Raw genomic sequence first — 24,525 nt, 5'->3', positions numbered from 1 at the left:
AGGAAATCCGGATGGCTGACAAGGACACGCTGCGCATCGGTGGCGCCAGCGCCTTCTGGGGCGACAGCAACAAGGGCGTCGAACAACTGGTCCAACGCGGCGACGTCGACGTGCTGGTGTTCGACTACCTCGCCGAACTCACACTCTCCATCATGGCCAGCGCAAAGAGCCGCAATGCGGAGCTCGGCTATGCAACCGACTTCGTCAAGGCGGTGGGCCCGCACCTCAAGACGCTGAAGCAGCGGGGAACCACGCTCTTGAGCAACGCCGGCGGCATGAATCCGCAGGCCTGCGCGCAGGCGCTGCGCACGGCAGCGGATGCCGCCGGCGTCGGCCTGCGCATCGCGGTGATCGAAGGCGACGACCTGCTGCCTCACAGCGAGGCCGTGAGCGCCGCCGGTGTGCGCGAAGCGTTCTCCGGCGCGCCGCTGCCAGAGGGCTTGACCAGCATGAACGCCTACCTCGGCGCCTTCCCCATCGCGGCCGCGCTGCGCCAGGGTGCCGATGTCGTCATCACCGGCCGCTGCGCCGACAGCGCTCTGGCGCTCGCAGCCCTCATCCATCGCTTCGACTGGAAGCCCGGGGACTACGACCGCCTTGCCGCCGGCAGCCTGGTCGGCCACATCCTCGAATGCACGACCCAAACCACGGGCGGCTTGTTCACCGATTGGTGGAAGGTGCCGGGATGGGAGGACATGGGCTATCCCATTGCCGAATGCGAAGCCGATGGCACGTTCGTGCTCAGCAAGCCCCCAGGCACCGGCGGCCTCATCACGCCGCTGGTCGTCTCCGAGCAGATGCTGTACGAGGTGACGGACCCGGCCAACTACCTTTTGCCGGACGTGACTTGCGACTTCACTTCCGTCACCCTCGAACAGGCCGGTGCCAACTGCGTGCGCGTTCGCGGCGCGCGCGGACGGGCGCCCACGCCGACCTACAAGGTCAGCGGCACCTGGGTGGATGGCTATCGTCTCTCGACCACGCTCACCTTCGTCGGCAAGGATGCGGTGGCCATGGGCCAACGTGCCATGGACGCCATCGTCGCCCGCGCACGCCGGCTGATGGCCGAGGCCGGCCATGGAGACTTCAAGCGCGTGTGCATCGAGGTCCTCGGCAGCGAGCAGCCGTCCTTCGGTGCCCATGCCCGCCCCGACGCCCGCGAAGTGGTGGTTCGGCTGGCCGTGCATCATGACCATGCCAAGGCATTGGAGATGGTGGCCAGCGAGGTCGCACCCATGGGCATCGCCGGCGCACCCGGCACCACGGGCTTCAGCGGCCGCCAGAAGCCGCAGGCTGTCTTCAGGCTGTTCTCCTTCCTGTGGCCCAAGAGCCGCGTCCCTGTGAGCGTCGTGATCGACAAGGAACGCAACGAGGTGGAGATCGCCCCGTCCGCGTCCGAGTCCGTGCCGGGAGGCGGCGCCCGCTTTTCACACCAGCCCCTGCCTGCTGGCGAAACCGTGACCGTGCCGCTGTCGGCCATCGCAGTCGCGCGCAGCGGCGACAAGGGAGACCGGGCACACCTGGCGATCATCGCGCGGCAACCGCGCTTCGCCGCCCTCATCGGCACGCAGCTGACCGAAGCCGCGATGCGTTCCTGGTTCGACCACCTGGCGAAGGGCCGTGTGCACCGGTACGAAGTCCCGGGCATCCATGCCTACAACTACGTCCTGGACGAAGCCCTCGGCGGTGGCGGCGCGGCATCGCTGCGCAACGACCCGCTCGGCAAGACCTTCAGCCAGATCGCGTTGACGCACCCCGTCGACATCCCCAAAGCCTGGCTGCCCGACATCGACCCCGGCTTCCAGGGGACGATCGCGTCCTGATGGCATGGGCCAGGTGCTTGCACCTCGTCGGCCTGGCCGGCGTGGTGGCCGGCACCTGGCTCACCGCGCCCTGGGCCCCGCGCGCATGCCCACTTGAGGAGGCTCGAGGCGTCGTTGGTCCTTGCCCGCGAGTGCCGCTACAAGACGCCCATCTCGGTCAGCATCTTTTCCATGGCCGCCTGCGTGCCGCGAAACTCGGCTGCGCCCGACATGTCGCACACCGTGTCGAAGCGCATGGCGACCATCTCCGGCGTGACCGCCTGGTTCGGGTCGAACTGGACGCCAGGCGCCTTGTGCACTTCCAGCTTTGCGACATGCCCGCCAGCGACGGCGAACATGCCGCTGTTGGAGGTGCAGCGTTCGCTGGCCAGGAAGAGCACGGCCGGCGCGACCAGCTCGGGGCGCAGGAACTTCTCCATCTGCGGCCAGAGCAGGCCCTGGCTCATGCGGGTGGTCGCCGTCGGAACGATGGTGTTGGTGAAGATGCCCTGTTCGCCGTACTCGCGCGAGATGCAGTTCATCAGGCCCACCATGCCAGTCTTGGCCGCACCATAGGCGGCCTGTTCGGCAAAGCCCACCAGGCCGGAGCCCGAACTGGTCAGGACGATACGGCCGTAGCCATGGCGTTGCATCGCGGGCAAGGCCGCGCGACAGCAGTACAGCGATCCCATCAAGTGCACGCCGACCTGCGCATCCACATCGTGCACGGCCGCCTCGCCGAGCCTGGCCATCTTGAGGTTGCCGGCGTTGTTGATCAGGACATCGAGCCGGCCGAAGCGCTCGAGGGCCGTCGCGACAATGCGCTCGGCGCCATCGGCGGTAGCCACACTGTCGTAGTTGGCCACGGCATCGCCGCCCGCGGCGCAAATTTCGGCAACCACGCTGTCGGCGGACTGGCTGGAACTGCCCTGCCCGATCACGCTTCCGCCGAGATCGTTGACCACGACCTTCGCACCGCGTTCGGCAAGCTGCAGGGCATAGATGCGGCCGATGCCGGTCCCGGCGCCGGTGACGATGGCCACGCGTCCATCGAATCGAATCGTCATCGCGCCGTCGCGCTTCGGTGCTTGTTCACGCATGGGCTCACTTGTAGAAAAGGTTCGGAAGGTACATCGACAGGATCGGGAACGCCGCGATGATGAAGATCCGCACGATGTCGGCCACCGCGAAAGGTGCGATTCCCTTCACGATCGTTCCGATGGGTATCTCCGGTGCGAAAGAGCGGACGACGAACAGGTTCATGCCGACGGGCGGCGCGATCATTCCCAGTTCGCACAAGACGATCACAAGCACGCCGAACCACACGCCGTCGTATCCCAGGCCCGTCACCACGGGGAAGAACAGCGGCACCGTCAGCAGGATCATGGAGAGTTCTTCCATGAGCGCACCCAGAACGATGTAGATCACGCAGATCACGGCCACGACCTGGAAGGGCGAGAACCCGTGGTCCTTCACGAGCGAGAGCACCGCGTTGTGCGCGCCCGTACGGTTCAGGAACTCCGTGAAGACCAGCGCGCCGATCAGCAGGCCGAAAATCACGGCGGTCGATCGCGCGGTGTCGATCAGCACTTCCTGGAGCAGCTTGAAAGACATCTTCCCGCGCGCCAGGCCGAGCGCGAAGGCGCCCATGGCGCCGATGCCGGCAGCTTCAGCTGCCGTGAACAGGCCGCTGTAGATGCCGCCCAGCACCAGGCCGAAAAGAGCCAGGATCGGCCAGATCGCCAACACCGCGCTGAGCTTCTCGGCGCGGGTCGAACCGGTCGAGGGAGGCGCACTCGCCGGATTGCGCCAGACGGTCCAGCGGACAGCCAGGATGTATCCGATGACGCCGAGAGCACCAGGAACCAATGCCGCCGCGTACAGCTTGCCGATGTGCGTCTCGGTCATCACGCCGTAGATCACCAGCAGAACGCTGGGCGGGATGATGATGCCCAGCGTGGCGCCTGCAGCGATGGTCGCGGCGCTGAGCCGGTCGTCGTAGTTGAACGATCGCATCGAGGGCAAGGCCACCTTCCCCATCGTCACCACCGTGGCGACACTGGAGCCGCACACCATGGCAAAGCCCCCGCAGGACAGGACGGTGGCGCTGGCCAGGCCGCCGCGCTGCCGCCCCAGGAAGGCCTGTGCGGCGTGGTAGAGCTCCTTGGACACGCCGGTACCCGCAACCAGGTTCCCCATCAGGATGAACAAGGGAATGACGACCATCGAGTACGTCATTGCCGCCTCGCGGGTGGTCAGCGCCAGCATGACGAAGGACTGGGTCCAGCCGGTGGTCAGGCCGAAGCCCACCACGCCCGTGAGCCCCAGAGCGACGGCGATCGGAACGCGCATGAAGATCAGCACGAACGAAAACAGGAAACCCGCGCTTGCTGCGTACATGGTGACTCCGAGGATTGAGTGGCTGAAAGGTGCAAGCGTCAGACGATGACGGGCTCGTGCGCGGGCTCACCGGGGGCCGGCTCCGCTTTCCGGTTCCGCGGAACGATGGCAATCAGCGAGGCCACCGACACGATGCCAGCCATGATTGCCAAGCCGTAGAGAACCGGCCCGACGGGGATTCCAAGCGCAGCGGTGCTGTCGCCGTAGCCGATCGCCCTGTTCGCGAGGATCCAGCACTGCCAGGCGATCAGGCCGAACATGATCGATGCCAGCACGCAGGCAATGGCGTCGAGTACCTTGCGCACCATCGGGCTGCAGATCTGGTCGATCAGGTCGATCACGATGTGTTCATTGCGTCGCGCGACTTGCGGCAGCATCAGGAAGATGACCAGCGCCAGGAGAATTTCGGTGAGCTCGGAAGCCCCCGTGAGCGGCTTGTTGAACAGATTGCGTCCCACCACGTCGACAAAGGTCAGGAGCATCAGCCCGAACAGCAGCACTGCTGCCAGGTTCACTGCCGCGCGTTCGATCCGGTGATACATCGCGTCGCTCCTGCTACCGGGACTGGACTGCGGCGCGGAACTCGGCGAGCGCGGCGGCCGGATCGGCAACACCCTTCTTCTTTGCCTTGGCAATCCATTCGTCCTCGATCGGGCTCATGGCCTTGCGAAGGCCCTCGGTCAATGCCGGGTTGGCGCGCTCCACGACGTACTTGGCTTCCTTCATCGCATCGATGCTGGACTGGTCGGCCGCCGCGTAGGCGCGACCGATCTTCGCCGCCAGCGCCTCACCCGACACGCCCATGATCGCGCGCTGGTCCGCGGGCGAGATCGCCTTCCACTTGTCGCCGTTCACGATGACGGCGAGCGACGAATTGAACAGCCCACCGGGAACCAGCAGGCCGTAGTGCAGCAGGCCCACCGAGTTGGTCGACTTCACGGTCTCCTGCAGCATCAGGCTGCCGTCGATGGCACCGGTCGACAGCATTTCGAATGCCTCGGTGGACGACTTCAGGATCGGCACCGCACCCAGCAGCGTCAGGGCGCGCGTGCCGGTGGCCGAGGCGCTGCGAAGCTTCATGCCCTTGAGGTCGTCGAGGGTCTTGATCTGCTTCTTCGACGTGAAGATGTGTCCCGGCGCGATCGTGAAGATGCTCATCACCTCCACGCCCCTGAACTCGTTGGCGCTCGCGAAGTGCTTGCGATACACGCGGTCGAATGCCGGCGACATGATCGTCGGGTCCTCTCCGAGGAAGGGCAGTTCGCCCATCTCGGCCAGTTCGAATCGGCCCGGGGTGTAGCCCGTCACGATCAGGCCGAGATCTGCCAGGCCGTCGCGAACGACATCGAACTGCGTGGGCGCCGTGCCGACGGTCTTCGGCAGCATCTCGATCTTGACCCGTCCCTGTGTCGCCTTCTCGACCTCGGCCATCCAGGGAATGACCGCCGTCGTGTTCAACCAATGCGTGGGCGGCAGCCACGACGAGTACTTGACGACGACCTGCGCCTGGGCGTGCGCCAGCGCCGCCGTCGCAGCAAGGAAGAGACCGATCGCGGCCGTTCGGAAAAACGCAGTGTTGAGCTTGTGCATACCTGTCTCCATCGACTGTTATGTCCCGCTGGGCGGGCATCTGAGGGGGTCGTCGCGGGGGGAATCCGCCCAGGCAATCTACGCCTTTGCCTCTTTACCTGTCAATAGTACTTGTCATGCACGAATTCACTGGCCGATCATTGGAATACCGAGTGCCTGATGCCGCGCGGCGATGTCCGCGCGGAACTCGGCCAGTACCGCCTCCGGATTGGCCATGCCCTTCTTCTTCGCCTTGGCGATCCAGGTGGCCTCGGCATAGGACAGCGCCTGCTTGATCTGCTTGTAGAAATCGCCCTCGGCAACGATCACGGTCTTGCCCGCCTGCTTCATCGTGGCGACGGCATTCGCATCGGCCTTGCTGTAGGCCCGCCCGACTTCCCTGGCCATCGCCTCGCCCGAGATCCTGGTGATGGCTTCCTGGTCCTGCGGGGAAATCGCCTTCCACTTGTCCTCGTTGATCGCCAGCGACAGAACCGAGTTGTAGATGCCGCCCGGAATGATCGTGAGGTTGTTGAGGGTGTTGACCAGGCTGAAGCTGACCACGCCTTCCTTGCTCAGGAGGGTTCCGTCCAGCACACCGGAAGACACTAGCTCATAGATTTCGTTGGTGCCCTTCTGCACCGGCACCGCGCCCAGCGCCTGCACGGCGGGGCTGTTGGCAGCCAGCGAGGTGCGCAGCTTGACGCCCTTGAAGTCCTCCATCGACCGCACGGGCTTCTTGGCCGTGTAGACGTGTCCGGCGGCCGTCGTGAAGATGCTGACGATGTGCACGCCCCTGAACTCGTTGTACTTCGCGAGGTGCTTCGCATAGAGCTGTGCGACGGCGGGCGCCATCACGTTGGGCTCGTCGGCGACCAGGGGAAGCTCGGCCATCTCGATCAGGTCGAAGCGCCCCGGCGAGAACCCGGGCACGAACACGGCCATGTCCGCCAGGCCGTCGCGGAGCACGTCGAACTGCGTCGGCACGGTCCCGACCATTTTGGGAAGGATCTCGAACTTGACGCGGCCCTGCGTGATCTTTTCCACCTCGGCCATCCAGGGCACGAAGACCTCGGAATGCATCTGGTGCTTGGCAGGGAGCCAGTTCGAATAGCGCAGGACTGTCTGCGACCACGCCGGGGCGGCGCTCGCCAACAAGAGGGCGAGGCAAAGTGCGAATCTCTTCATGTGAGGTCTCCTTGGGGGGCTGTCTCGAGGCGGCACCAGGTGCCAGGTGCCGGGACTAGCGGGTGCCTTCGAACGCGCGCTGGCGCGCCGCTATGTCGGCCTTGAAATCTGCGAGCACGGCTTCCGGATTGGCCATGCCCTTCTTCCTGGCTTTGGCGATCCAGGTGGCCTCCGCAGGCGCAAGCGCGCGGCGTATGCCGGCCAGGAAGTCGCCTTCGGCCGTGACGACGGTGGTCCCCGCGGCCTTCATCACCTGGAGACCGCGCTCGTCGGCGCGGCTGTAGGACTCGCCGACTGCCTTGGCCATCGCCTCGCCCGAGATCTTCGTGATCGCATCGCGATCGGGCGGAGAGATGCTGTTCCACTTGTCCTCGTTGATCGCCAGCGCCAGGATGGAGTTGTACAGGCCGCCCGGGACCACGAGCATGTGGTTCAGCGTGCCGTTGACCATGTTGAAGCCGGCAGGCCCTTCCTTGGTCCACAAGGTGCCATCGACCACGCCGCTGGTCACCAGCTCGTAGATCTCGTTGGTCCCTTTCTGTATCGGCACCGCTCCGAGCGCAATCATGGCCGGACCGTTGCTGGCCAGCGAGGTGCGCAACTTGAGTCCCTTGAGGTCCGCGAGCGAACGCATCGGCTTCTTGGCCGTGTAGATGTGTCCGGCAGCCGTCGAGAAGAGGCTCACCATGTGCACGCCCTTGAACTCGTTGTACTTTGCAAGGTGCTTCGTGTAGAGCGCATTTGCCGCCGGCGAGATGACCGTGGGTTCGTCTGCCAGCAGCGGCAGCTCCGTGACCTCGCTCAACTCGAAGCGGCCGGGAGAGAAACCGGGGACGAACACCGCCATGTCGGCCAGGCCATCGCGGACCACGTCGAACTGCGTCGGCACCGTGCCCACCAGCTTCGGAAGGATCTCGAACCTGACGCGGCCCTGGGTGATTTTTTCCACCTCTGCCATCCAGGGAACGAAGACTTCGGCGTGCATCTGGTGCTTGACGGGCAACCAGTTCGAATACCGGATAAGCGTTTCGGCCGCCGCCGGGAACGCTGCCGCCAGCCAGAGAGCGGCGGCCAGGACCATGGGCTTCATGGAGAGTCTCCGCAGCAGTATCAACCGAGGGTACCGGTACGTGGTTCGCGGTCTGCCAGGGCAGCGTTGACCATGGGCATGACGCGTGTGGCCATGAGCTCCATCGAGCGGCGCGCCAGCTTCGAGTCCATCCAGTCGGCACCGACATAGAGGACGGTGCCTAAGCCTCCCAGGGCGTCATGGTGGGCGAGCAGCTTCTGGGCAACCACTTCGGGCGTACCGCTGATCGTCAGCGTATCGGTCAGGTACTGCGCGTCGATCGCCGAGTCGGGCAGCTTCAGGTCCGGCTTGAACAGATCCATGCGGCCGTTGAAGACGAAGCGAGTGCGCAAGCTCTCCCAGCGTTGCCCATAAGGCCCGTCCGCGCTGCCGCCGTAGCGCTTCGCCGTGTCGGCATCGTCGCTGACGAACATGTTGACCGCGACCCGCCAGTCCTGGCGGTCCGCGACGCGGCCGGCGTTCTGGCACCCCTTCTCGTACAGCGGCCAGTGCGTCGCTTTCCACACCGGCTGCAGCATGTCGCCGGTGATCGGCAGCCAGCCGCGTTCGGCCGCGGCGACGATGCCCTTGGAGTGCGGCGCCACCACGGTCGCGAAGATGTCCGGAATGCGGTTCTGGTAGGGCCGCAGCATCACACCCTGGCCCAGTTCGGGCACATAGGTGCGATCCATCCGGATGTTCCAGTACTTGCCGTCGCGCACGATGGGAGGCTCGTCTTGCCACATGGCCAGGATGTGGTCGATCGCCTCGACGAACATCGCCGTGCGGTCTTCGTCCAGGTTGCCGAAGGCTTCCGAATCCGATTTGAGTCCGCCCGGTCCGATGCCCAGGAGAAAACGCCCCCGCAAGAGGTTGTCCAGCATGGCGACCTGCGCCGCCACCGCCACCGGGTGGTTGTTCGGCAAGTTGACCGTGCCGCTGCCCAGGCGGATCTGCCGGGTATCGGACGCCAGCGAAGCCAGGAACATCAAGGACGAGCTGATGGGCTCCGACAGGTCGGTCACATGCTCGCCGACGAACGCTTCCTTGAATCCCAGCTGGTCCGCCAGGATGATCGCCTCGCGATCCTCATCCAGCGTGTCCGGGTAGTTCCGCGACAGCGGATGAAGGGGCATCGTGAAAAAGCCGAGGTCCATGAAAGCAGGTCTCCGTGCGAATGAAGGATGCCGTTCAGCGCGCCGCGACGCTGGGCTTCACGGATTCCTGGCGGAACTCGGCAAGTGCTGCCATCGGGTCGGCGATGCCCTTCTTCTTTGCGCGTTCGAGCCACTCGGCTTCCTGCGGCGCCAGCGCCTTCTTCATGTCCGCCAGCAGTGCGGGGCTGGCCGTCTCGACCACGTACTTGGCCTGCGTCATGAGGCCGACGGCTTCCTTGTCGGCCTCGACGTAGGCGAGGCCCATGTGCCGGGCCAGGGCCTCGCCCGAAACCGACATGACGGCCTTGCGATCGGCTTCAGGAATCGCCTTCCACTTGTCGGCATTGACCACCACGGCCAGCACGGCATTGAACACGCCGCCGGGCACCAGCGTGCCGTACTTGAGCAAGTCAACCGCGTTGCCGGACTTCACGGTTTCCTTGAGCATCAGGCTGCCGTCGATCGCGCCGGTGGACAGCATCTCGTGCGCCTCGGTGAACGATTTCAGGATCGGCACGGCGCCCATCAGCGTGAGCGAGCGGGTCGACGTCGCACCCGGACTGCGCAGCTTCAGGCCCTTGAGATCGTCGAAGGTCTTGACCTGCCGCTTGGTGGTGAAGATGTGGCCGGGCGAGATCGTGAAGATGCTCAGCACTTCGACGCCCTTGAACTCCTCGGCTTTGGCGAAGTGCTTGCGGTAGACGCGGTCGAACGCCGGAGACATCGTCGATGCATCGTCACCGGCAAAGGGCAACTCGCCCATCTCGGCCAAGGGAAAGCGGCCGGGTGTATAGCCGGCGATCACGATCGACATGTCCGCCAGCCCGTCGCGAGCCACTTCGAAGGCGCTGGCCGGCGTGCCGACCGTCTTGGGCAGGGTCTCGATCTTCACGCGGCCCTGGGTCGCCCTCTCGACCTCGGCGATCCAGGGGTTGATACCCTTGCTGGTGAACCAGATGGTCTGGGGGTGGTAGGACGAGTACTTCAGGACGATGGGCTGCGCGGCAGCCTGCGCCGCCGCCATGATCGGGGTGGCAGCCGCGCCTGCGGCGAGGATGAGGTCAAGGACGGACGATACGATGCGCATGCGGGTGTCTCCTGACTTAAGAACGGGTCAATAGGACTTCTTGGGAAACTTTGCTGGCTCGCAGAACAAGGTTGTGTGGGGAGCCGCCGCCTGGACGAGAACGTCAGATGGCCGAAAGAATTATTAATAGGACTTTCGGATTTGTCAATCAAGGTCACTGCGCTGTCCTGTCCAAGGAATCAGCCGTTGCATCCGGTCATTGGGCGGCGCGATGCGCGCCCGCGAGCCACGCGGCCTACAATGGCGCAATGCGCTCCCCCGCCCTCACCCGCACTCACTTCGACGCTGCCACGCCCGCCGTGCGCGCGACCGTGATTCGCGCGCAGGTGGCCGGCGCTGAAACCGCCTTGCCGCGCGGCAAGCACATGCCGGCCGCACACTCCTCCGCCCGGCGATCCCCCTCCTCCCCTCAGTAGCGCAAACCATCGATCGCCGGGCCCCGACCCCGCGCATTCGCGAGCGCCGTTGCCTTGCACACCGCGCCCGCATTCGATTGGAGTGCTCCATGACCATCACGCTTCTTCTCGGCGAGCGTACGCTCACCGAACTCGATCACGCCCGCCTCGCCAAGCTGCTCGAAAAGTCGCCGCACCATCCGGTGCTCGAGACCTTGCTCGAGTCGACCGATGTGATCCGCTCGCGCGAAGTTCCGTCCGATCTCGTGACCATGTATTCGCAGCTGACGCTGGTGGACACTCGCACGGGCGAGCGCCGCAAGCTGACGCTGTGCTACCCGCAGGACGCGGATCCCGCGTCGGGATTCGTCTCGGTGCTCTCGCCCGTCGGCATCAGCCTGATCGGCCTGCGCCTTGGCGCCACGGCAAACTGGATCTTGCCCGGTGGCGGCGAGGGCAGCGCGCGGGTGACCGAGATCCTGTTCCAGCCTGAAGCCAGCGGCGACTACACGACCTGATCCCGTTCCGCGGTCGCAGCCCGGCCGGCAGGCTGCAATTCAATTGAGCGTCGACAGATACGCGGCGATGTCGCGCGCGTCCTGTTCGGTCACTCCCATCTCCGGCATCGCCGTGCGCGGATCGACCTCGTGCGTGCGGCGCAGCCAGCGCACCATGTTGTCGGGCGTGTTGGCGAGCCGCCCGCCAATCATGGTGCGGCGCGCAATGCCATCGAGTGGCGGGCCGACATGGACCGACGACCCGGTGACGCCGGGAATGCTGTGGCAGGCATTGCACGCGTACTGGTGCAACGCCCGCGCGCCGCGCCGCGCATCGCCCAATGTGGCGGTCGTCGCCGGTTCGCCCGGACCGCAGGTGGACGGCCTGTCTGTCTGCTCGGCATATTCCCGCGCCGTCAGGTCGGGTAGCCGCTCCAGAAAGGCAACCACTGCCCACAGGTCCTCTTCCGCCAGGCGGTACTCCCAAGCCGGCATGCCGCTCATCTTGATACCGTGCTTCGTGACCCAGTACAGCTCTTGCGCCTTCCAATGATGGCGCGCGTCGACCAGCGGTCCGGGCAGCGGCTGCATGCTCTTGCCGATGTCGCCCTGTGCCACGCCGGGCGCGCCGTGGCATTGCTGGCACTTGGCGCTGAAGCAGGCTGCGCCGCGCATGACCAGTTGCGGGTCGTCCAGCCGCGGCACCTCGATGCCGCGGGCACGCAGCCGGACCGATTGGCGCATCGCGGTCTCGAGCAGCGTATGCACCGGCTGCATGTGCTGGGAGGTTGCCGCCACGTTGTACAGGCCGCCGTACACCACGGCCGCCGCGCCGGCCGCGGCGACCAGGCCGAGCACCGCTGACGTGAGCAGAGCGGTCTTGAGGGTTCCCATGTTCTGGCGGCATTGTCCGACGCACGTGAGCGCCGCCCTGTCGGCGCAGCGCGCATTCCCGCCGGCACAATGCCGCCATGGCCCTCTCGCTGGAACGCCACGGCCCACGGACCACGCTGCTGCTGGCGTTGGTCCCATTGGCGCTCGCGGGCGGCTGCGTCAAGGAAAGCGGGCTCCCCTATGCCGATGCGCCCCGCGCGCAAAGGCTGCGTGGGCAGGCGCTGGTGGCCCAATACCAATGCGGCAGTTGCCACGTCATCCCTGACGTGCCCGCGGCCCGTGGGAGGGCTGGACCTGCGCTCGGCGGCTTTGGACGTCGCAGCTACATCGCCGGGGAAGTGCCGAACCGGCCCGATGTGCTGGCGCAATGGATCGTCCAGCCGAAGGCGCTGGTGCCCGACACCCTCATGCCGCCCATGGGCGTCTCGGCCGATCAGGCACGCGACATGGCGGCCTTCCTGCTGGCGCTCGAATGAGCGGCGAACCGCCCCAGTCGGCCCTGCATGTGGCCGGCCCGGTGGCCGAGACGCTCCTGGGCGTGACGAGCGTGCTCGTTGCGGGCGCGGCGCTGATCTTCGTCGGCGTCATGGCGCTGCTGGCGTTCGCGGTCCTACGCCGGCGTGGGCGCGTGAACGCGGGCTGGTGGGTGCTCGGCGGCGGCCTGGCCTTTCCCGGCGCCGTGCTCACGGCCCTCTTCGTCTACAGCGAATGGCACAAGCCGCCCTGGCGGGTGGCCCCGCCGAAGGATGCGCTGATCGTGGCCGTCACCGGGCACATGTGGTGGTGGGAGCTGCGCTACCGCGACCCGGCCACGGGCCGGGAGATCGCAGGCGCGAACGAGCTGCGCATTCCGGTCGGCCGGCCCGTGTACTTCGCGCTCGCCAGCGCCGACGTGATCCACAGCTTCTGGGTGCCGGCGCTCGGTGGGAAGATGGACATGGTGCCGGGCCGCATGCAGCACCTGCAGCTGCAGGCCAGTCGCCCCGGCACCTGGCGCGGCAGCTGCGCCGAGTACTGCGCCGACCAGCATGCCCGCATGGCATTGCACGTGGTTGCCGAGCCGACTGCGGCCTTCGATGCCTGGCTTGCGAAGCAGGCACGCCCGGCCTCGCCGCCAGCGACGCCCGCGCTCCAGCGTGGACGAGACGCCTTCCTTGCGCACCGCTGCAATGCCTGTCACACCGTGCGCGGCGTCAGCGAGGAAAGCCGCCTGGGGCCGGACCTCACGCACGTGGGCAGCCGCCTGTACCTGGGCGCTGGCCTTTTGCCGAACGATGTCGAGGGCCTCGCGCGCTGGGTGGAGCACACGCAGCAACTGAAGCCCGGCGCACGCATGCCGTCGTCGCACGAGCGCATCGACGAGAGCAGCCTGCAGGCCATCGCGGCCTGGCTGGGGCAGCTGGAATGAGCGAGTTGCCGTCCGCCCTGCCCCGGCCCGCGGGCGAGCGCGAGGCACTCGAGCGCGCGTGGCAAGCGCCGCAGGGCTGGCGGGCGCTCTCGGCCGTCAACAACACGCGCATCGGCGTGTACTACATCGCAACGGCGATGCTCTTCTTCGTGCTGGCCGGTGTGCTCGCGCTGGTGATGCGCGCGCAGTTGGCCGTGCCCGACAACGCGCTGGTGGAGGTGCGGACCTACAACCAGCTCTTCACCATGCACGGCACGGTGATGATGTTCCTGTTCGCCGTGCCGATCGTCGAGGCGGTGGCGGTCTACCTGCTGCCCGGCATGCTGGGCGCGCGCGACCTGCCTTTTCCGTGGCTGTCCGCCTATGCTTTCTGGGCCTATGCGATCGGCGGACTGGTCTTCTTCTGCACGCTGTTCTTCGGCGAGGCACCCGATGGCGGCTGGTTCATGTACCCGCCACTGACCGGCAAGGAGTTCTCGCCCGGACGCGGCGCCGACTGGTGGCTGCTGGGCATCGGCTTCATCGAGATCTCGGCCATCGCGGGCGCCATCGAGCTTGTCATCGGCATCCTGTTCACCCGTGCTCCGGGCATGACGCTGATGCGCATGCCGGCCTTCGCCTGGGCGATGCTGGTGACGGCGCTGATGATCGTCTTCGCCTTTCCGGCGGTGATCGCCGCGACCACCCTGCTCGAACTCGAACGCGCCTTCGACTGGCCCTTCTTCATCGCCGGGCGTGGCGGCGATCCGCTGCTGTGGCAGCACCTGTTCTGGTTCTTCGGGCACCCGGAGGTCTACATCATCTTCCTGCCTGCCGCCGGCATGGTCTCGATGATGATCCCCGCGCTCGCGGGCACGCGCCTGGTCGCCTACCGCGCGATCGTGGCGGCGCTCGCCGGCGTCGGGCTCGTGAGCTTCGCGCTCTGGGTCCACCATATGTTCGCCGCGGGCGTGGGCGACCTGGCGATGACGGTCACGTCGGCCGCCAGCTTCCTGGTTGCCATTCCCAGCGGCGTGCAGGTGTTCGCATGGATCGCGACATTCTGGCGTGGCGAGGTGCGCCTGAACACGCCCACGCTGTTCCTGCTGGGCTTTCATTTCATCTTCGTGCTGGGCGGCCTGACGGGCGTGATGGTGGCGGTGCTGCCCTTCGACTGGCAGGCGCACGACAGCTATTTCATCGTCGCCCACCTGCACTACGTGCTGATCGGCGGCATGGTGTTCCCGCTGTTCGCGGGCTTCTACTACTGGGCGCCGGTGTTCAACGGCAATCGCCTCTCGGAGCGCTGGGGCCGCTGGGTCTTCGGCCTGATGTTCGGCGGCTTCAACCTGGCCTTCTTCCCGATGCACATTGCGGGCCTTCTGGGCATGCCGCGGCGCGTCCACAGCTACCCCGGCGACCTGGGCTGGAACGCGCTCAACCTGTGGTCCACGGCCGGCGCCTTCGTGCTGGCCACGGGCGTGCTGCTGTTCGTCGCCGATGCCGCGCGCACGCTGCGACGGCCGACCAAGGACCACGGAAATCCGTGGCGGGCCGGCACGCTGGAATGGCTGCCGTTGCGCGAGTACGGTGTGCGGAGCATTCCGCAGCTCGCCTCGCGCGAGCCGCTGTGGGACCAGCCGGCGCTGCCGCGGGAGGTCGAGGACGGGCGTCACTGGCTGCCCGGCACCGTCTTCGGTGGCCGCGAGACGCTGGTCACCAGCATCGTCGACGCGCGCCCGCTGCACTTGCTGCGCCTGCCCACCGACGGCTGGTGGCCGCTGCTGGCGGCCATCGGGACGGCGGGCTTCTTCCTGCTGCTGACGGTCGAGCTGACCGTCGCAGCCTTCGCCTTCGGGGGCGTCGCGATCGTGGCCGTGCTGCGTTGGCTCTGGGCCACGGACCTGCCCGCGCCGCGCCCACGCGTCGAGGTGGCGCACGGCGTGCAACTGCCCGTCGGCAGCAGCCGGCTCACCCATTCGCATTCGTGGTGGGCCACGCTCGTCCTGGTCGTGGTGGACATGACGGTCTTCGCATCCTTCGCGTATGCGCATGTGCATGTCGCCATGGCGGCCGACACCTGCCCACCGCCCGGCGCCGCGCTGCCGGCGCTGCGCTGGCCCTGGGCCTCGGCCGCGCTGCTCGGCATCGGTTCGCTGTGGATGGCGACCGCGCCGAGGCGCCTGCGCCATGCCGACCCGCGAGGCCAGCGAATGCTGCGGCTGCAGGTGGCGCTGGCCATGCTGTGCGTCGCCGGCGCCTTCGGCATCGAGCTGTTCGCGCAGGCGCAGGCCGGCCTGGATCCGCAGGCGCAGGCCTGGAGCGCCACCGTCGCCATGCTGCTCGCCTACCAGGGGCTGCACGTCGCGGTGCTGATGATCATGGGCGGCTACCTGCTGGCGCGTTCCTTCGCCGGCCGCCTGCAGCCGCAGGCGCGCGCGACGCTCGACAACACGCTGCCGATGTGGCATTGCGCCACCGTGCAGGGCGTGTCGGGCCTGCTGCTCGTGCAGGCGTTGCCGCGGCTGCTCGGCTGAGGGCCCAGGCGTGCACGCCGGCCGACACACGGCGTCGGCCGCAGCCCACACCAGGCGCGGTGTCGCCGCGCAGAGTCGAGCCTTGCCATCGACAAGGAGGACCTTCATGGCCACAAGCAGCATCCTGGGCGGCGAGCACGCGCCACGCGAGCCTCGCGGAACCGACGTGGATTCACTCGGCCCGAGCGACACCAGCGACAGCGGAAGCGACGTGCAGACCGACCGCAGCCGCACCGCCATGCCCGACGGGAGCGCCGAAGGCGCGCTGCCCATCGCGCACGGCAGCGACACCGATTCCACGGGTACCGGCGAGCGTGCATCGGCCGATCCCACGGCCGCGTCCGACGATGCCGACATCCTGCCCGACCGCATCGGGACCGTGCCTTACGACGCCGGCGAGGTGACCGACGAGGTCGAGGATCCCACTGCCGCCGCGGCCGAAGAACTGGCCGAGGACACGGACGATCTCGATGCGGGCGACGATGAAGACGAGGCGGGAGATGACGGCGACGGCGGCTCCGCCCCGCTCGGCCGCGCGGTGCCGGTGAGGCGCGGCACCTGAGAGAGCTCAGCCCTCGGCGCCGGCCAGCAGGTCCTGCGATTCGTCATCGAAGCCGGGCACCGGCTGCGCCTTGGCCAACGCCATCCACACGCTGAAAGGCAGGCGTGCCTGGGCGCGATGCACGGCCGTGCGTGCCACCACCATGCGCGCACCCTGCGCGACCAGCACGCCGCATTCCGGCGGAATCTCGTCCGGATCTGCGATGGGCCGGCCCTTGGCATCGCAGCCCAGCACGTACCAGCATTCGCCGCCCACATCGAGGTAGGCCGCGCGCTTGTCGGGCTTGCGCAAGTCGCCGAGCAGATCGGCGCGGCTGACCTTCACCTCGTGGACGATCGGTTGCGCATAGGCCTCCACGCTCGTGTTGCGGATCGAGAACACGTCGGGACGCGCGACGCACCAGCGCGGCTTGTCGCCCTCTTTCACCGCAGGCAGCCGTGCGCGCAGGCTCAGCCCGCGCCACGCCACTCTGCCGGCGCGGGTCATCTCGCGCGCCACCTGCTCGACCAGCGCCTCGTGCCGTGAGAGTGCCGCCCGGTTGACGACCAGGCTGCCCGCGATGTGGGCAATGCCGGCGTCGCTTACCCGCAGCGTCTCGTGCCCCTGCGGCCAGCGCACGCGCTCCAGCAGGCCGGCGGCCAGCAATTCGACCTCGATCGCATCGCAGCAGGGCCAACCGGCCGAGCGGTACATCTCGCGCAGGCGCCGCGCATGCAGGCGGCCGAGGGCCGAAGCGCCGGGCGGCGGATCGGCCACCGGCGGCGGCGCGCCAGGCTCGGTCATGGGCGGATCGGCGGGTGGCGGGTCTCCTTCGGGCGGGGGTGAAGGCGCCGGGGGCGGCGCAGGGGGAATAGGCAGGTCGGGTGCGGGAGGCGGCGGGCCGATGGGAGCGTCGACGCTGGAGCGCTGCGGGGCGAATGCGGTCATTGCCCGAGGTTAGCGAAAAAGCGCGCCCCGGTGCGATCGGATCGCGGCTGCAAGAGGTCGCGCCGCACGCGCCGCTCCAGACCGAACGCGTCAGGCTCCGGTGATCAAGGCTTGTCCTCCGCCGGCACGATCCTGCAGCGCGCAGCCTGCTCGCTCATGTTGTCCACGCCGGAGCGCGACAGGTGCCAGCCAAGCGGGAAATGCACACCCTTGGGCAAGAGCTCGATCGCGGTCACGGGCTCGGTCGTCGCGGCCGCGGCCTTGCCGCGCATCGCGATGCGCGCCTGCACGATCGCGTCGGCCTCGCGCGCCTCGGCCAGGCGCCCGGCGGCGCCCACGCCGCTGGTGTTGATGACGGCCAGCAGCGGCCCGATCAGGTCCAGGTACGGAACCTTGCCGCGCGCGCACAAAGGCTGCGCGGGGCGGTAGCGCTTGCCGATGGGCGCGGTGCAGGCGTTGTCGAGGACGGGGAAGACATCCGCCGCTCCGGGATGGGTGATCTCGCCGCAGCGCTCCGCGACGGCGGCGCCGGGGTTGGGCTCGTTGCGGATCATCAGCACGCGCGGCACCAGGTTCTCCCGCAGCCAGGTGCGCTGGGCTTCCGGCAGGTTTCCGCATCCGGTCGTCTTGTCCCTGGTTTCGCGCGCAGCGAGGCAGGCAACGAAGGCGTGCACGAGGTCGGTGGTCGATTGCGCCCCGCCGTTGTCGAAGTACCCGCCGTCCGCCAGGTGTCCGCAGATCTTGGTGCCCGGCTCTGTCTTGCCGGGCACGGCCACGCCGCGGCGGTCGCAAAGATCGGCCGGCGTCTTCAGGCCGCCGATCGCATTCACGTAGGGAAAGCGCGCCGCATTGTGCGCGGCGGCGCCCAGCGGCATGTCCGCGCCCACCAGGCCCAACTGGTCCTTGCTGCCCGGGAAGTCCGCCTGCGACACGAGCAGCTCGGTCGCGATGGCACGCTCGCCGGTCTCCACCCAGGTGGCATTCAGCAGCAGGTAAGGAACGTGCTTTCCGGCGTTCACGCCGGTGGTGTCGGCATTGCGCAGCTCGCGTAGGCCGCGGCGCAGTCGCGGAGCGCCGACTTCCATCGTCTGTTCGAACCAGGCGCCGCGCGACATGAAGCCGCAGCCCGGCGTGCGGCACAGCCCGCTGGGCACGAGGCGGCCCAGCAGGTCCTCGAACATCCAGGAGGACAGGAGCGGCGACAGCAGATCGGTCTGCCCGAAGCGCCGAATGCAGGTCTCGCGGGCGTCGCGGACCTCGAGTACCGTGCGGGCCGTGCCCTGCGCACCTTCGCTGCAGGCGCGGTAGACCGCCGCGCCGATCGCGCCGCCGGACACGCCCGAGATCGCGAAGGTGCGCTGGTCGAAACCCGGATCTTCGGCCTCGAGTTCGTGCAGGGCGAAGGCGGTCCACATGGCGGCGCGAATGCCGCCCCCTTCGCTCGAGACGAAGTACACGTCGTACCCGCCTGCGGCCGGGCGGGGCTTCAGCTGCGAGGCGCACGGGCTGTCGTCGTCGGGCGCATGGCAGATCGTGCGAAGCCAGCCGGCCATGGCGGTCTCGAGCGGCACCGCGGGGGCGGCGGCCTGTGCGGTGACCGCAGGCGCCTGCGGGCGGCGCGCCGTCGCGAAAAAGTTGCCGACCACCATGATGGCGATGGTCAGCGCGGGCACGACCAGGACCAGAGGCCAGTAGACCTTCAGCGAAGCGCCGCTGCCGGGATGCCGCACCCGCTCCATGGCCCAGCGGTAGGCCACCACGATGACGCCGCCGAGCACGACGCTGCAGGCCCACATCCGGATGCCGCCCCAGGCGCTGGGCTCGCCTTGCAGCGGGCCCGGCCAGACGAGGTGGTTGTCGGTGAGGCCCGCCAGTCCGAGCACCCCGATCCATGCGACCAGCACCAGCACCCAGGGCACGGCGTTATAGACCTCGAGCAGCGAGAGCCAGCCGAAGAAGCAGAGCCAGAAGGTGAGCGACAGCAGGATGACGGGGAAGGCCATTGTGGGAAAGTAGTCGCCGGTGCGGCCCGGCAGCACGTCGACCAGGCGGCAGAGGAAGACCAGCCCGAGCGCCACCATCGGCAGCAGGTAGGGCGTGACCTTTCCGAGGAAGTTGTACTTGAGGTCCGCGAGACGAGCGCCCTCGCCCCCCGGCGCAAGACTGGCATGCGCCCTGGCGTCCATCAGGCCGGCGCGCGTGCTCCACGCCGCCCAGTCGATGCAGTCGTAGTAGCCGGCGGTCGAGGCACGATCGCCGCGCCGCCAGATGAAGCCGCCGCCGGCAACGACGGCCAGCACCGCGAAGGCCACCACGCCCACGCTGGGCAACAGGCAGGCGAGCCAGCCGAAACCGGTGCTCGAATGCGCGCCCGCGCCGGTCTGGGCCTTGGCGAGGTCCTGCAGCACGCTGGCGCACAGCAGCACCACCAGCAGCACCGGCACCAGGGCCAGGACGCGGGCCCAGTCGCGGGCAAAGATGTCCTCGTGCCGATCGCCGTCGCGGGCGGGCTCGAAGCCCACGGCGACGGGGCGACGGCCCGCCGAGCGCAGATGGCAGACGCTGCGCGTCCATAGCCAGCAGGCGAACACCAGCAGTGCCAGCCCGAGGATGGACAGGCCGAAGACCGTGAGCGATCCGAGCAGCAGCCACAGCACGCCGCCCCAGTCGATCGCCACGCCCGGCGCGGGCGCCGGCACGCCGCCCCAGTCGACGTGGATCATCGTGAAGAAGCGGGGCACGAAGGAGGCCGTGGAGGCGATGACGTCACGCGACTGGTCCATGACGACGGTGAGCCCGGCGAGCAGCGCGATCGCGGCCAGCACATAGCGGCTGCGCACCAGGCAGTCGAAGATCGCGGCGCGCAGGTCGGCCCGGCGCCGCGCGCGCTCCGGGTTCCCGGCCACGTCGGCATGCGTCGAGAGCACGGCGCCGAAGAGCCAGCAGATTCCGCCAGCGGCCAGCAAGCCGAAGACCGCGACGGTCAGCCACGATTTCGAGTGGTGCGCCGCGCAGCCGAGCCGCCCGCGCCAGCTTGCGCCGTCGACGGCCGCGCAGGCCTCGGTCCCGAAGAACATCCACGCCAGCAGTGCTGCGAGGAGCAGCAGCCCGAGCGCCAGCGCGCCCCGGTGGGCCGGGATCTTCCAGACCCCGAGGGCGGCCAGGCTCCACACGCCCGCCACGCCGAGGACGAGCGCTACCGCCCCGATCAGCGAGCCGTAGCCGCCGGTGCGCTGCAGCCCCGCCAGATTCTCGACCAGATCGACCGCCACCAGCATCAGCACCGGCACCCAGAACAGGGCGAACCACCGCCGCCCTGCCGGCGCCGGGCGGCCGGTGTCGTCGTCCAGCGCGCGGGCCAGCACCCAGCCGGTCTTGAGGAAGAAGGCCGCGTAGATCGGCACGAAGGCGATGCTGTCGAGCGCCAGGTAGAGCCGGGCGAGCCAGAGGAGCTGGCAGCGGCGCCACAGTTCGAGCAACGCGGCCGCGGGGCCGTCGTTGGCCCAGCCAAGATAGTCCTCCACGCCCCAGCCCGTGCGGACGTAGAGCATGGACTGCAGCAGCAGCATGATCATCCCAGCGCTGACCAGCGCCACACCCAGGATGCGCGCGCTGCCGAAGACGAAGGCCAGGCCCTCCCCTGTCCTGCGGACGCCCGCGTCGAGGAAGCCTGGGACATGCGCGCGAATCCGATCGATCGTTCCTGCCGTTGCTTTGCTCATTGCGCACCTCGCTGTCTTCAAGACTTCGCGCAAGCTTTGCCGATGCTGCTGCACCGCGCGGAATTCTGGAGGGGCGCACGCCAGTCTGCAATCCATTGAACTGGGGAGCCCGCGTGACGCGGCAGCTCATGCGCCAGCCAGGTCAGACCCGGCACGCCCCGATCGGCATGCGAGAGAATGCCTCTTCATCGTCCGTTGCCCGGACCCGCAATGACAAGGAGCGACTCCACCGTGCCAGAACGATCCTCTTCCGCCGGCCGCACCGGCCGCCCCGCCGCGCGTGCGGACGAGCCTGCGCCGGTCGAGGAAGGCGGCCCGACGCGCCGGCGCCTGCGGCGCGAGCGCACGGACCTGCTGGAGACCCGCATCCTCGACGCTGCCGCCGAGGAGTTCGCCGAGCATGGATTCGCCGGCGCGCGCATCGAGCGCGTCAGCGCCGCGGCCGGCACGGTCGACCGCATGCTGTACTACTACTACGGCAACAAGGAGCGCCTCTACCAGGCGGTGCTGGCGAAGATCTACGAGGACATGATCGGCGCGCAGCGCGAGTTCGTGAGCCCCGAGGACCCGGTCGAAGGCATGCGCCAGCTCGTGCAGCATTCGTGGGACCACTACCTCTCGCACCCGAACCTGGTGCGGCTGCTGATGAACGAGAACCTGCTGCGCGGCAAGCACATCCGGCAGGCGCCGCAGGTGGTGGAACGCACCGCCCTGCCGCTGGTGCAGACGGTCGCCACCCTGCTGGAGAGCGGGCAGGCGCGCGGGGCGTTCCGCCGCGACGTGTCGTCCGAGCACGTGCTCATGACGATCATGTCGCTCGGCTTCTTCTATCTCTCGAACCAGTACACCTGTGCCACCTGGATCGGCGCGGACCTGATGAGCCGGCCCCGCCGCGCGGCCTGGCGCGAGCACATCTGCGACGTGGTGCTGCGCATGCTCGCGACCGGCGACGAACCGGTCGAGGCGCAAGCCGCCCCCAAGCCGCGGCGCAAGCCGGCCGCTTCGAAGAAGAAGTGATCAGGCCGGGGCGAGCGCGGCCCACTGCTCGCGCACGAAGCGCGCGATGGCCGCGTTCTGCCCGATCAGCGAGAAGCGCGCGTTGTGCGCGTAATCGGGCAGGTTGATCATTTCTGTGGTGATCCAGCGCAGCGGCGATTCTTCGTGCGTGCAGTGGTAGGCCAGCACCTTGCGAACCACTTCGCGCGTGCAGGCGAGCGCGCCCGGGTCCCACGGCGAGTGCCATTCCCCGGGTGCCGGCTCGGTGAAGGGATAGAGGATGCCGCGGCCGGGCTCGCCCCTGGCGTACGGAAAGATGGAATGCTCGGGCACGGCCGCGACCGCCTCGCCCGAGTCGCCCAGCGACCAGCGGTTGCGTGGGCCGTTGGGCGCCACGCTGCGCACCTGCAGCCAGCGCACGATGCCCATCTCGAGCCATTGGTCCACGAAGTTGCCGGGCTTGAACGGATCGAGAACCGCGCGCCCCGAAGCGACGTCTTCCGTCAATCCGCAGATCGCCAGCTCCTGCGCATTGCCGATCTTGAAGATCGCATGGCTGTAGTCCAGCGTGAAGTGAAAGGGAACGCCGCGGCGGCGCACGGCCTCGGCCACGGGCGCGACGCGCCGCGGGTCCTCGCTCCACATGTTGACGTGAAACTCGAAGGCCGGCTCCACGCCGCGCGCCATGCCTTCGTCGTAGGCGCGCAGGTAGAAGTCGATCACCTCGTCGTTGCCGATGGGCCGACCGGTCGCGTCGTGCCAGTGCAGCATGATGTTGTGGGTGCGGGCGCCGACCTCGGCCGCGAGCTGCAGCTTGTCGGCGAGCAGCGCCTCGTCGCGCCCGAGCGCATAGAACCAGCTCGCGGTGTGCACCGGCAGGCCGAAGCGCTCGATGCAGCGCAGGTAGGTGTCGACCTGGCCAGGCATCGGCAGGCGGTCGAAGCAGTCGAAGGCGCCGCTCTCGCGCACCAAGCGGAACTGCTCCTCGACCGGCGGCTCGGCCAATGAAACCGGCCGCTCGAGCGAAGAAGCCTGCGCGCCCCGGCCGTTGCAGCCGATGGGCGGGAGGGTCGCGCCCGTCACGACGGGTTGCGCAGCTTGCGGATCTGCTCTTCGGCAGGCTGCAGCTTCGCGCCGTCGAGGTAGGTGCCCGAGGGCATCACGCCCTTGCCGTCCTTCACCGCGGTGCGGCCGACGAAGATGCCGAGGGTCGACTGGTTGTCCTGCGGCCGGAACACCACCGGCCCGAAAGGCGAATCGAACTGCAGGCCCTTGAAGGCCGCGATCAGCTTCTCGGTGTCGGTCGAGCCGGCCTTCTGCACGCCCGCCGCAATGGCCTTGACCGTGGCATAGCCCACCACCGAGTTCAGGCGCGGGTAGTCGTTGTATTTCTTCTGGTAGGCAGCGAGGAAGGCCTTGTGCTCGGGCGTGTCGATGCTGGCGTAGGGGTAGCCGGTGACGATCCAGTTGGCGGGCGCGTCGTCCTTCAGCGGGTCGAGGTATTCGGGCTCGCCGGTCAGCAGGCTCACCACCTCGCGGCCTTCGAACAGGCCGCGTGTCTTGCCTTCGCGTGCGAGCTTGGTGAGATCGCTGCCGAACATGACATTGAAGATGGCGTCGGGCTTGGCGTCGGCCAGCGCCTGCACCACGGCGCCGGCATCGATCTTGCCGAGCGGCGGAGACTGCTCGGCCACGAACTCGACATCGGGCTGCGCCTTCTTCATGTTCTCCTTGAAGGCCGCCACCGCCGCCTGGCCGTACTCGTAGTTGGGATAGACCAGCGCCCAGCGCTTCTTCTTGAGCTTGACGGCCTCGCCGATCACCGAGGTGGCGAGTGCGTAGGTGCCTGAGCGCAGGCGGTAGGTATAGCGGTTGCCGTTGTCCCACACGACCTTGTCGCTCAGCGGGCCGGATGCGAGAAAGAAAAACTTCTTCTGCTTGGCGAAGTCGGTGAGTGCCAGACCGACATGGGAGAGCGTCACGCCGGAGAGGATGTCGACCTTTTCACGCGCGAGCAGTTCCTCGGCCATCCGCACCGCATCGCCGGGGTTGCCGTTGTCGTCGCGAAACACTGTTTCGAGCTTCTTGCCGAGCACGCCTCCGGCGGCGTTGATCTCTTCCTGCGCCAGCATCCAGCCCTGCTTGTAGGGAACGAGGTTCTGCGGCAGGGCCTTGTAGCTGTTGATCTCGCCGATCTTGATGGTGCCTTGCGCGGCGGCGTGCGCGCCTGCCAGGCAGAGGCTGGCCGCCGCCAGCAGGCGGGCGGACACGGAGAGCACGAGTTTCATGGTGAAGTCCTTTCTGGCAGGCGTGGCGGGAGGCGGAAATGAAGTGCG

The 24,525-nt window shown here is 68.0% G+C and carries 20 protein-coding genes; 7 read left to right on the top strand and 13 right to left on the bottom strand.

Going from position 1 to position 24,525, the window contains the following annotated elements; all coding sequences use genetic code 11:
* The first annotated feature begins 11 nt into the window (after nucleotides 1–11).
* Complete coding sequence (locus tag E5CHR_RS14315; RefSeq protein WP_162580459.1) at nucleotides 12–1,823, top strand: acyclic terpene utilization AtuA family protein; 1,812 nt, start codon at nucleotides 12–14, stop codon at nucleotides 1,821–1,823.
* Nucleotides 1,824–1,960: 137 nt separating this feature from the next.
* Here the strand turns inward: E5CHR_RS14315 and E5CHR_RS14310 are convergent, their stop codons facing one another.
* The 8 genes from E5CHR_RS14310 to E5CHR_RS14275 all read right to left on the bottom strand — a co-directional run bounded on the left by E5CHR_RS14310 (nucleotide 1,961) and on the right by E5CHR_RS14275 (nucleotide 10,272).
* Nucleotides 1,961–2,902 carry an SDR family NAD(P)-dependent oxidoreductase gene (locus E5CHR_RS14310; protein WP_162580458.1) on the bottom strand — a complete coding sequence of 314 codons (942 nt, stop codon included), beginning with the start codon at nucleotides 2,900–2,902 and terminating at the stop codon, nucleotides 1,961–1,963.
* Nucleotides 2,903–2,906: 4 nt separating this feature from the next.
* Nucleotides 2,907–4,202 carry a TRAP transporter large permease gene (locus tag E5CHR_RS14305; RefSeq protein WP_162580457.1) on the bottom strand — a complete coding sequence of 432 codons (1,296 nt, stop codon included), beginning with the start codon at nucleotides 4,200–4,202 and terminating at the stop codon, nucleotides 2,907–2,909.
* A 38-nt stretch (nucleotides 4,203–4,240) separates the two neighbouring features.
* A complete protein-coding gene (locus E5CHR_RS14300) occupies nucleotides 4,241–4,744 on the bottom strand; it encodes a TRAP transporter small permease (RefSeq protein WP_162580456.1) in 504 nt (167 codons plus the stop codon).
* Nucleotides 4,745–4,757: 13 nt separating this feature from the next.
* The gene (locus E5CHR_RS14295; protein ID WP_162580455.1) at nucleotides 4,758–5,792 is read right to left on the bottom strand and encodes a TRAP transporter substrate-binding protein; all 1,035 of its coding nucleotides are present in this window, start codon (nucleotides 5,790–5,792) and stop codon (nucleotides 4,758–4,760) included.
* A gap of 126 nt (nucleotides 5,793–5,918) precedes the next feature.
* Nucleotides 5,919–6,959, bottom strand: coding sequence for a TRAP transporter substrate-binding protein (locus tag E5CHR_RS14290; protein ID WP_162580454.1), 1,041 nt, complete (start codon nucleotides 6,957–6,959; stop codon nucleotides 5,919–5,921).
* A 55-nt stretch (nucleotides 6,960–7,014) separates the two neighbouring features.
* Complete coding sequence (locus E5CHR_RS14285) at nucleotides 7,015–8,049, bottom strand: TRAP transporter substrate-binding protein (protein WP_162580453.1); 1,035 nt, start codon at nucleotides 8,047–8,049, stop codon at nucleotides 7,015–7,017.
* 20 nt (nucleotides 8,050–8,069) lie between these two features.
* The gene (locus E5CHR_RS14280) at nucleotides 8,070–9,185 is read right to left on the bottom strand and encodes an LLM class flavin-dependent oxidoreductase (RefSeq protein ID WP_162580452.1); all 1,116 of its coding nucleotides are present in this window, start codon (nucleotides 9,183–9,185) and stop codon (nucleotides 8,070–8,072) included.
* A gap of 34 nt (nucleotides 9,186–9,219) precedes the next feature.
* Entirely contained in the window at nucleotides 9,220–10,272 is a 1,053-nt protein-coding gene (locus E5CHR_RS14275; protein ID WP_162580451.1) for a TRAP transporter substrate-binding protein, read from the bottom strand.
* Nucleotides 10,273–10,777: 505 nt separating this feature from the next.
* Here E5CHR_RS14275 and E5CHR_RS14270 point away from each other — a divergent pair.
* Nucleotides 10,778–11,185 (top strand): GreA/GreB family elongation factor, encoded by a 408-nt coding sequence (locus E5CHR_RS14270; RefSeq protein WP_162580450.1) that lies wholly within the window; start codon nucleotides 10,778–10,780, stop codon nucleotides 11,183–11,185.
* A 39-nt stretch (nucleotides 11,186–11,224) separates the two neighbouring features.
* On the opposite strand, the gene E5CHR_RS14265 is transcribed toward E5CHR_RS14270, so the two are convergent.
* Complete coding sequence (locus tag E5CHR_RS14265; protein WP_162580449.1) at nucleotides 11,225–12,058, bottom strand: c-type cytochrome; 834 nt, start codon at nucleotides 12,056–12,058, stop codon at nucleotides 11,225–11,227.
* Nucleotides 12,059–12,135: 77 nt separating this feature from the next.
* On the opposite strand from E5CHR_RS14265, the gene E5CHR_RS14260 reads away from it, so the two are divergent.
* The 4 genes from E5CHR_RS14260 (at nucleotide 12,136) to E5CHR_RS14245 (ending at nucleotide 16,544) form a co-directional block, all read left to right on the top strand.
* The gene (locus E5CHR_RS14260; protein ID WP_162580448.1) at nucleotides 12,136–12,534 is read left to right on the top strand and encodes a c-type cytochrome; all 399 of its coding nucleotides are present in this window, start codon (nucleotides 12,136–12,138) and stop codon (nucleotides 12,532–12,534) included.
* The gene (locus E5CHR_RS14255) at nucleotides 12,531–13,466 is read left to right on the top strand and encodes a cytochrome c oxidase subunit II (RefSeq protein WP_162580447.1); all 936 of its coding nucleotides are present in this window, start codon (nucleotides 12,531–12,533) and stop codon (nucleotides 13,464–13,466) included. Before E5CHR_RS14260 ends, E5CHR_RS14255 begins: the two co-directional genes overlap by 4 nt.
* Nucleotides 13,463–15,982: a cbb3-type cytochrome c oxidase subunit I gene (locus E5CHR_RS14250; RefSeq protein WP_162580446.1), complete on the top strand. Its 2,520-nt coding sequence runs from the start codon at nucleotides 13,463–13,465 to the stop codon at nucleotides 15,980–15,982. Before E5CHR_RS14255 ends, E5CHR_RS14250 begins: the two co-directional genes overlap by 4 nt.
* 106 nt (nucleotides 15,983–16,088) lie before the next feature.
* Complete coding sequence (locus E5CHR_RS14245; protein ID WP_162580445.1) at nucleotides 16,089–16,544, top strand: hypothetical protein; 456 nt, start codon at nucleotides 16,089–16,091, stop codon at nucleotides 16,542–16,544.
* Nucleotides 16,545–16,550: 6 nt separating this feature from the next.
* Here E5CHR_RS14245 and E5CHR_RS14240 read toward each other — a convergent pair whose 3' ends face one another.
* Nucleotides 16,551–17,471 (bottom strand): hypothetical protein, encoded by a 921-nt coding sequence (locus E5CHR_RS14240; RefSeq protein ID WP_162580444.1) that lies wholly within the window; start codon nucleotides 17,469–17,471, stop codon nucleotides 16,551–16,553.
* Nucleotides 17,472–17,575: 104 nt separating this feature from the next.
* Entirely contained in the window at nucleotides 17,576–21,193 is a 3,618-nt protein-coding gene (locus tag E5CHR_RS14235) for a hypothetical protein (RefSeq protein WP_162580443.1), read from the bottom strand.
* Between the two features lie 231 nt (nucleotides 21,194–21,424).
* Between E5CHR_RS14235 and E5CHR_RS14230 the strand changes: the two genes are divergently transcribed.
* Nucleotides 21,425–22,210 carry a TetR/AcrR family transcriptional regulator gene (locus E5CHR_RS14230; protein ID WP_162580442.1) on the top strand — a complete coding sequence of 262 codons (786 nt, stop codon included), beginning with the start codon at nucleotides 21,425–21,427 and terminating at the stop codon, nucleotides 22,208–22,210.
* Here the strand turns inward: E5CHR_RS14230 and E5CHR_RS14225 are convergent, their stop codons facing one another.
* On the bottom strand, nucleotides 22,211–23,272 hold the full coding sequence (locus E5CHR_RS14225; protein ID WP_162580441.1) for a xylose isomerase: 1,062 nt from the start codon (nucleotides 23,270–23,272) through the stop codon (nucleotides 22,211–22,213).
* Nucleotides 23,269–24,477, bottom strand: a complete 1,209-nt coding sequence (locus E5CHR_RS14220; protein WP_162580440.1) for an ABC transporter substrate-binding protein — start codon at nucleotides 24,475–24,477, stop codon at nucleotides 23,269–23,271. The genes E5CHR_RS14225 and E5CHR_RS14220 overlap by 4 nt, the downstream gene beginning before the upstream one ends.
* Nucleotides 24,478–24,525: the final 48 nt, after the last annotated feature.

The organism is Variovorax sp. PBS-H4, assembly GCF_901827205.1.
Classification (GTDB): Bacteria; Pseudomonadota; Gammaproteobacteria; order Burkholderiales; family Burkholderiaceae_C; genus Variovorax.
The sequence above is the reverse complement of the archived record's forward strand: the minus strand, read 5'-3'. Positions and strand labels throughout refer to the sequence as shown.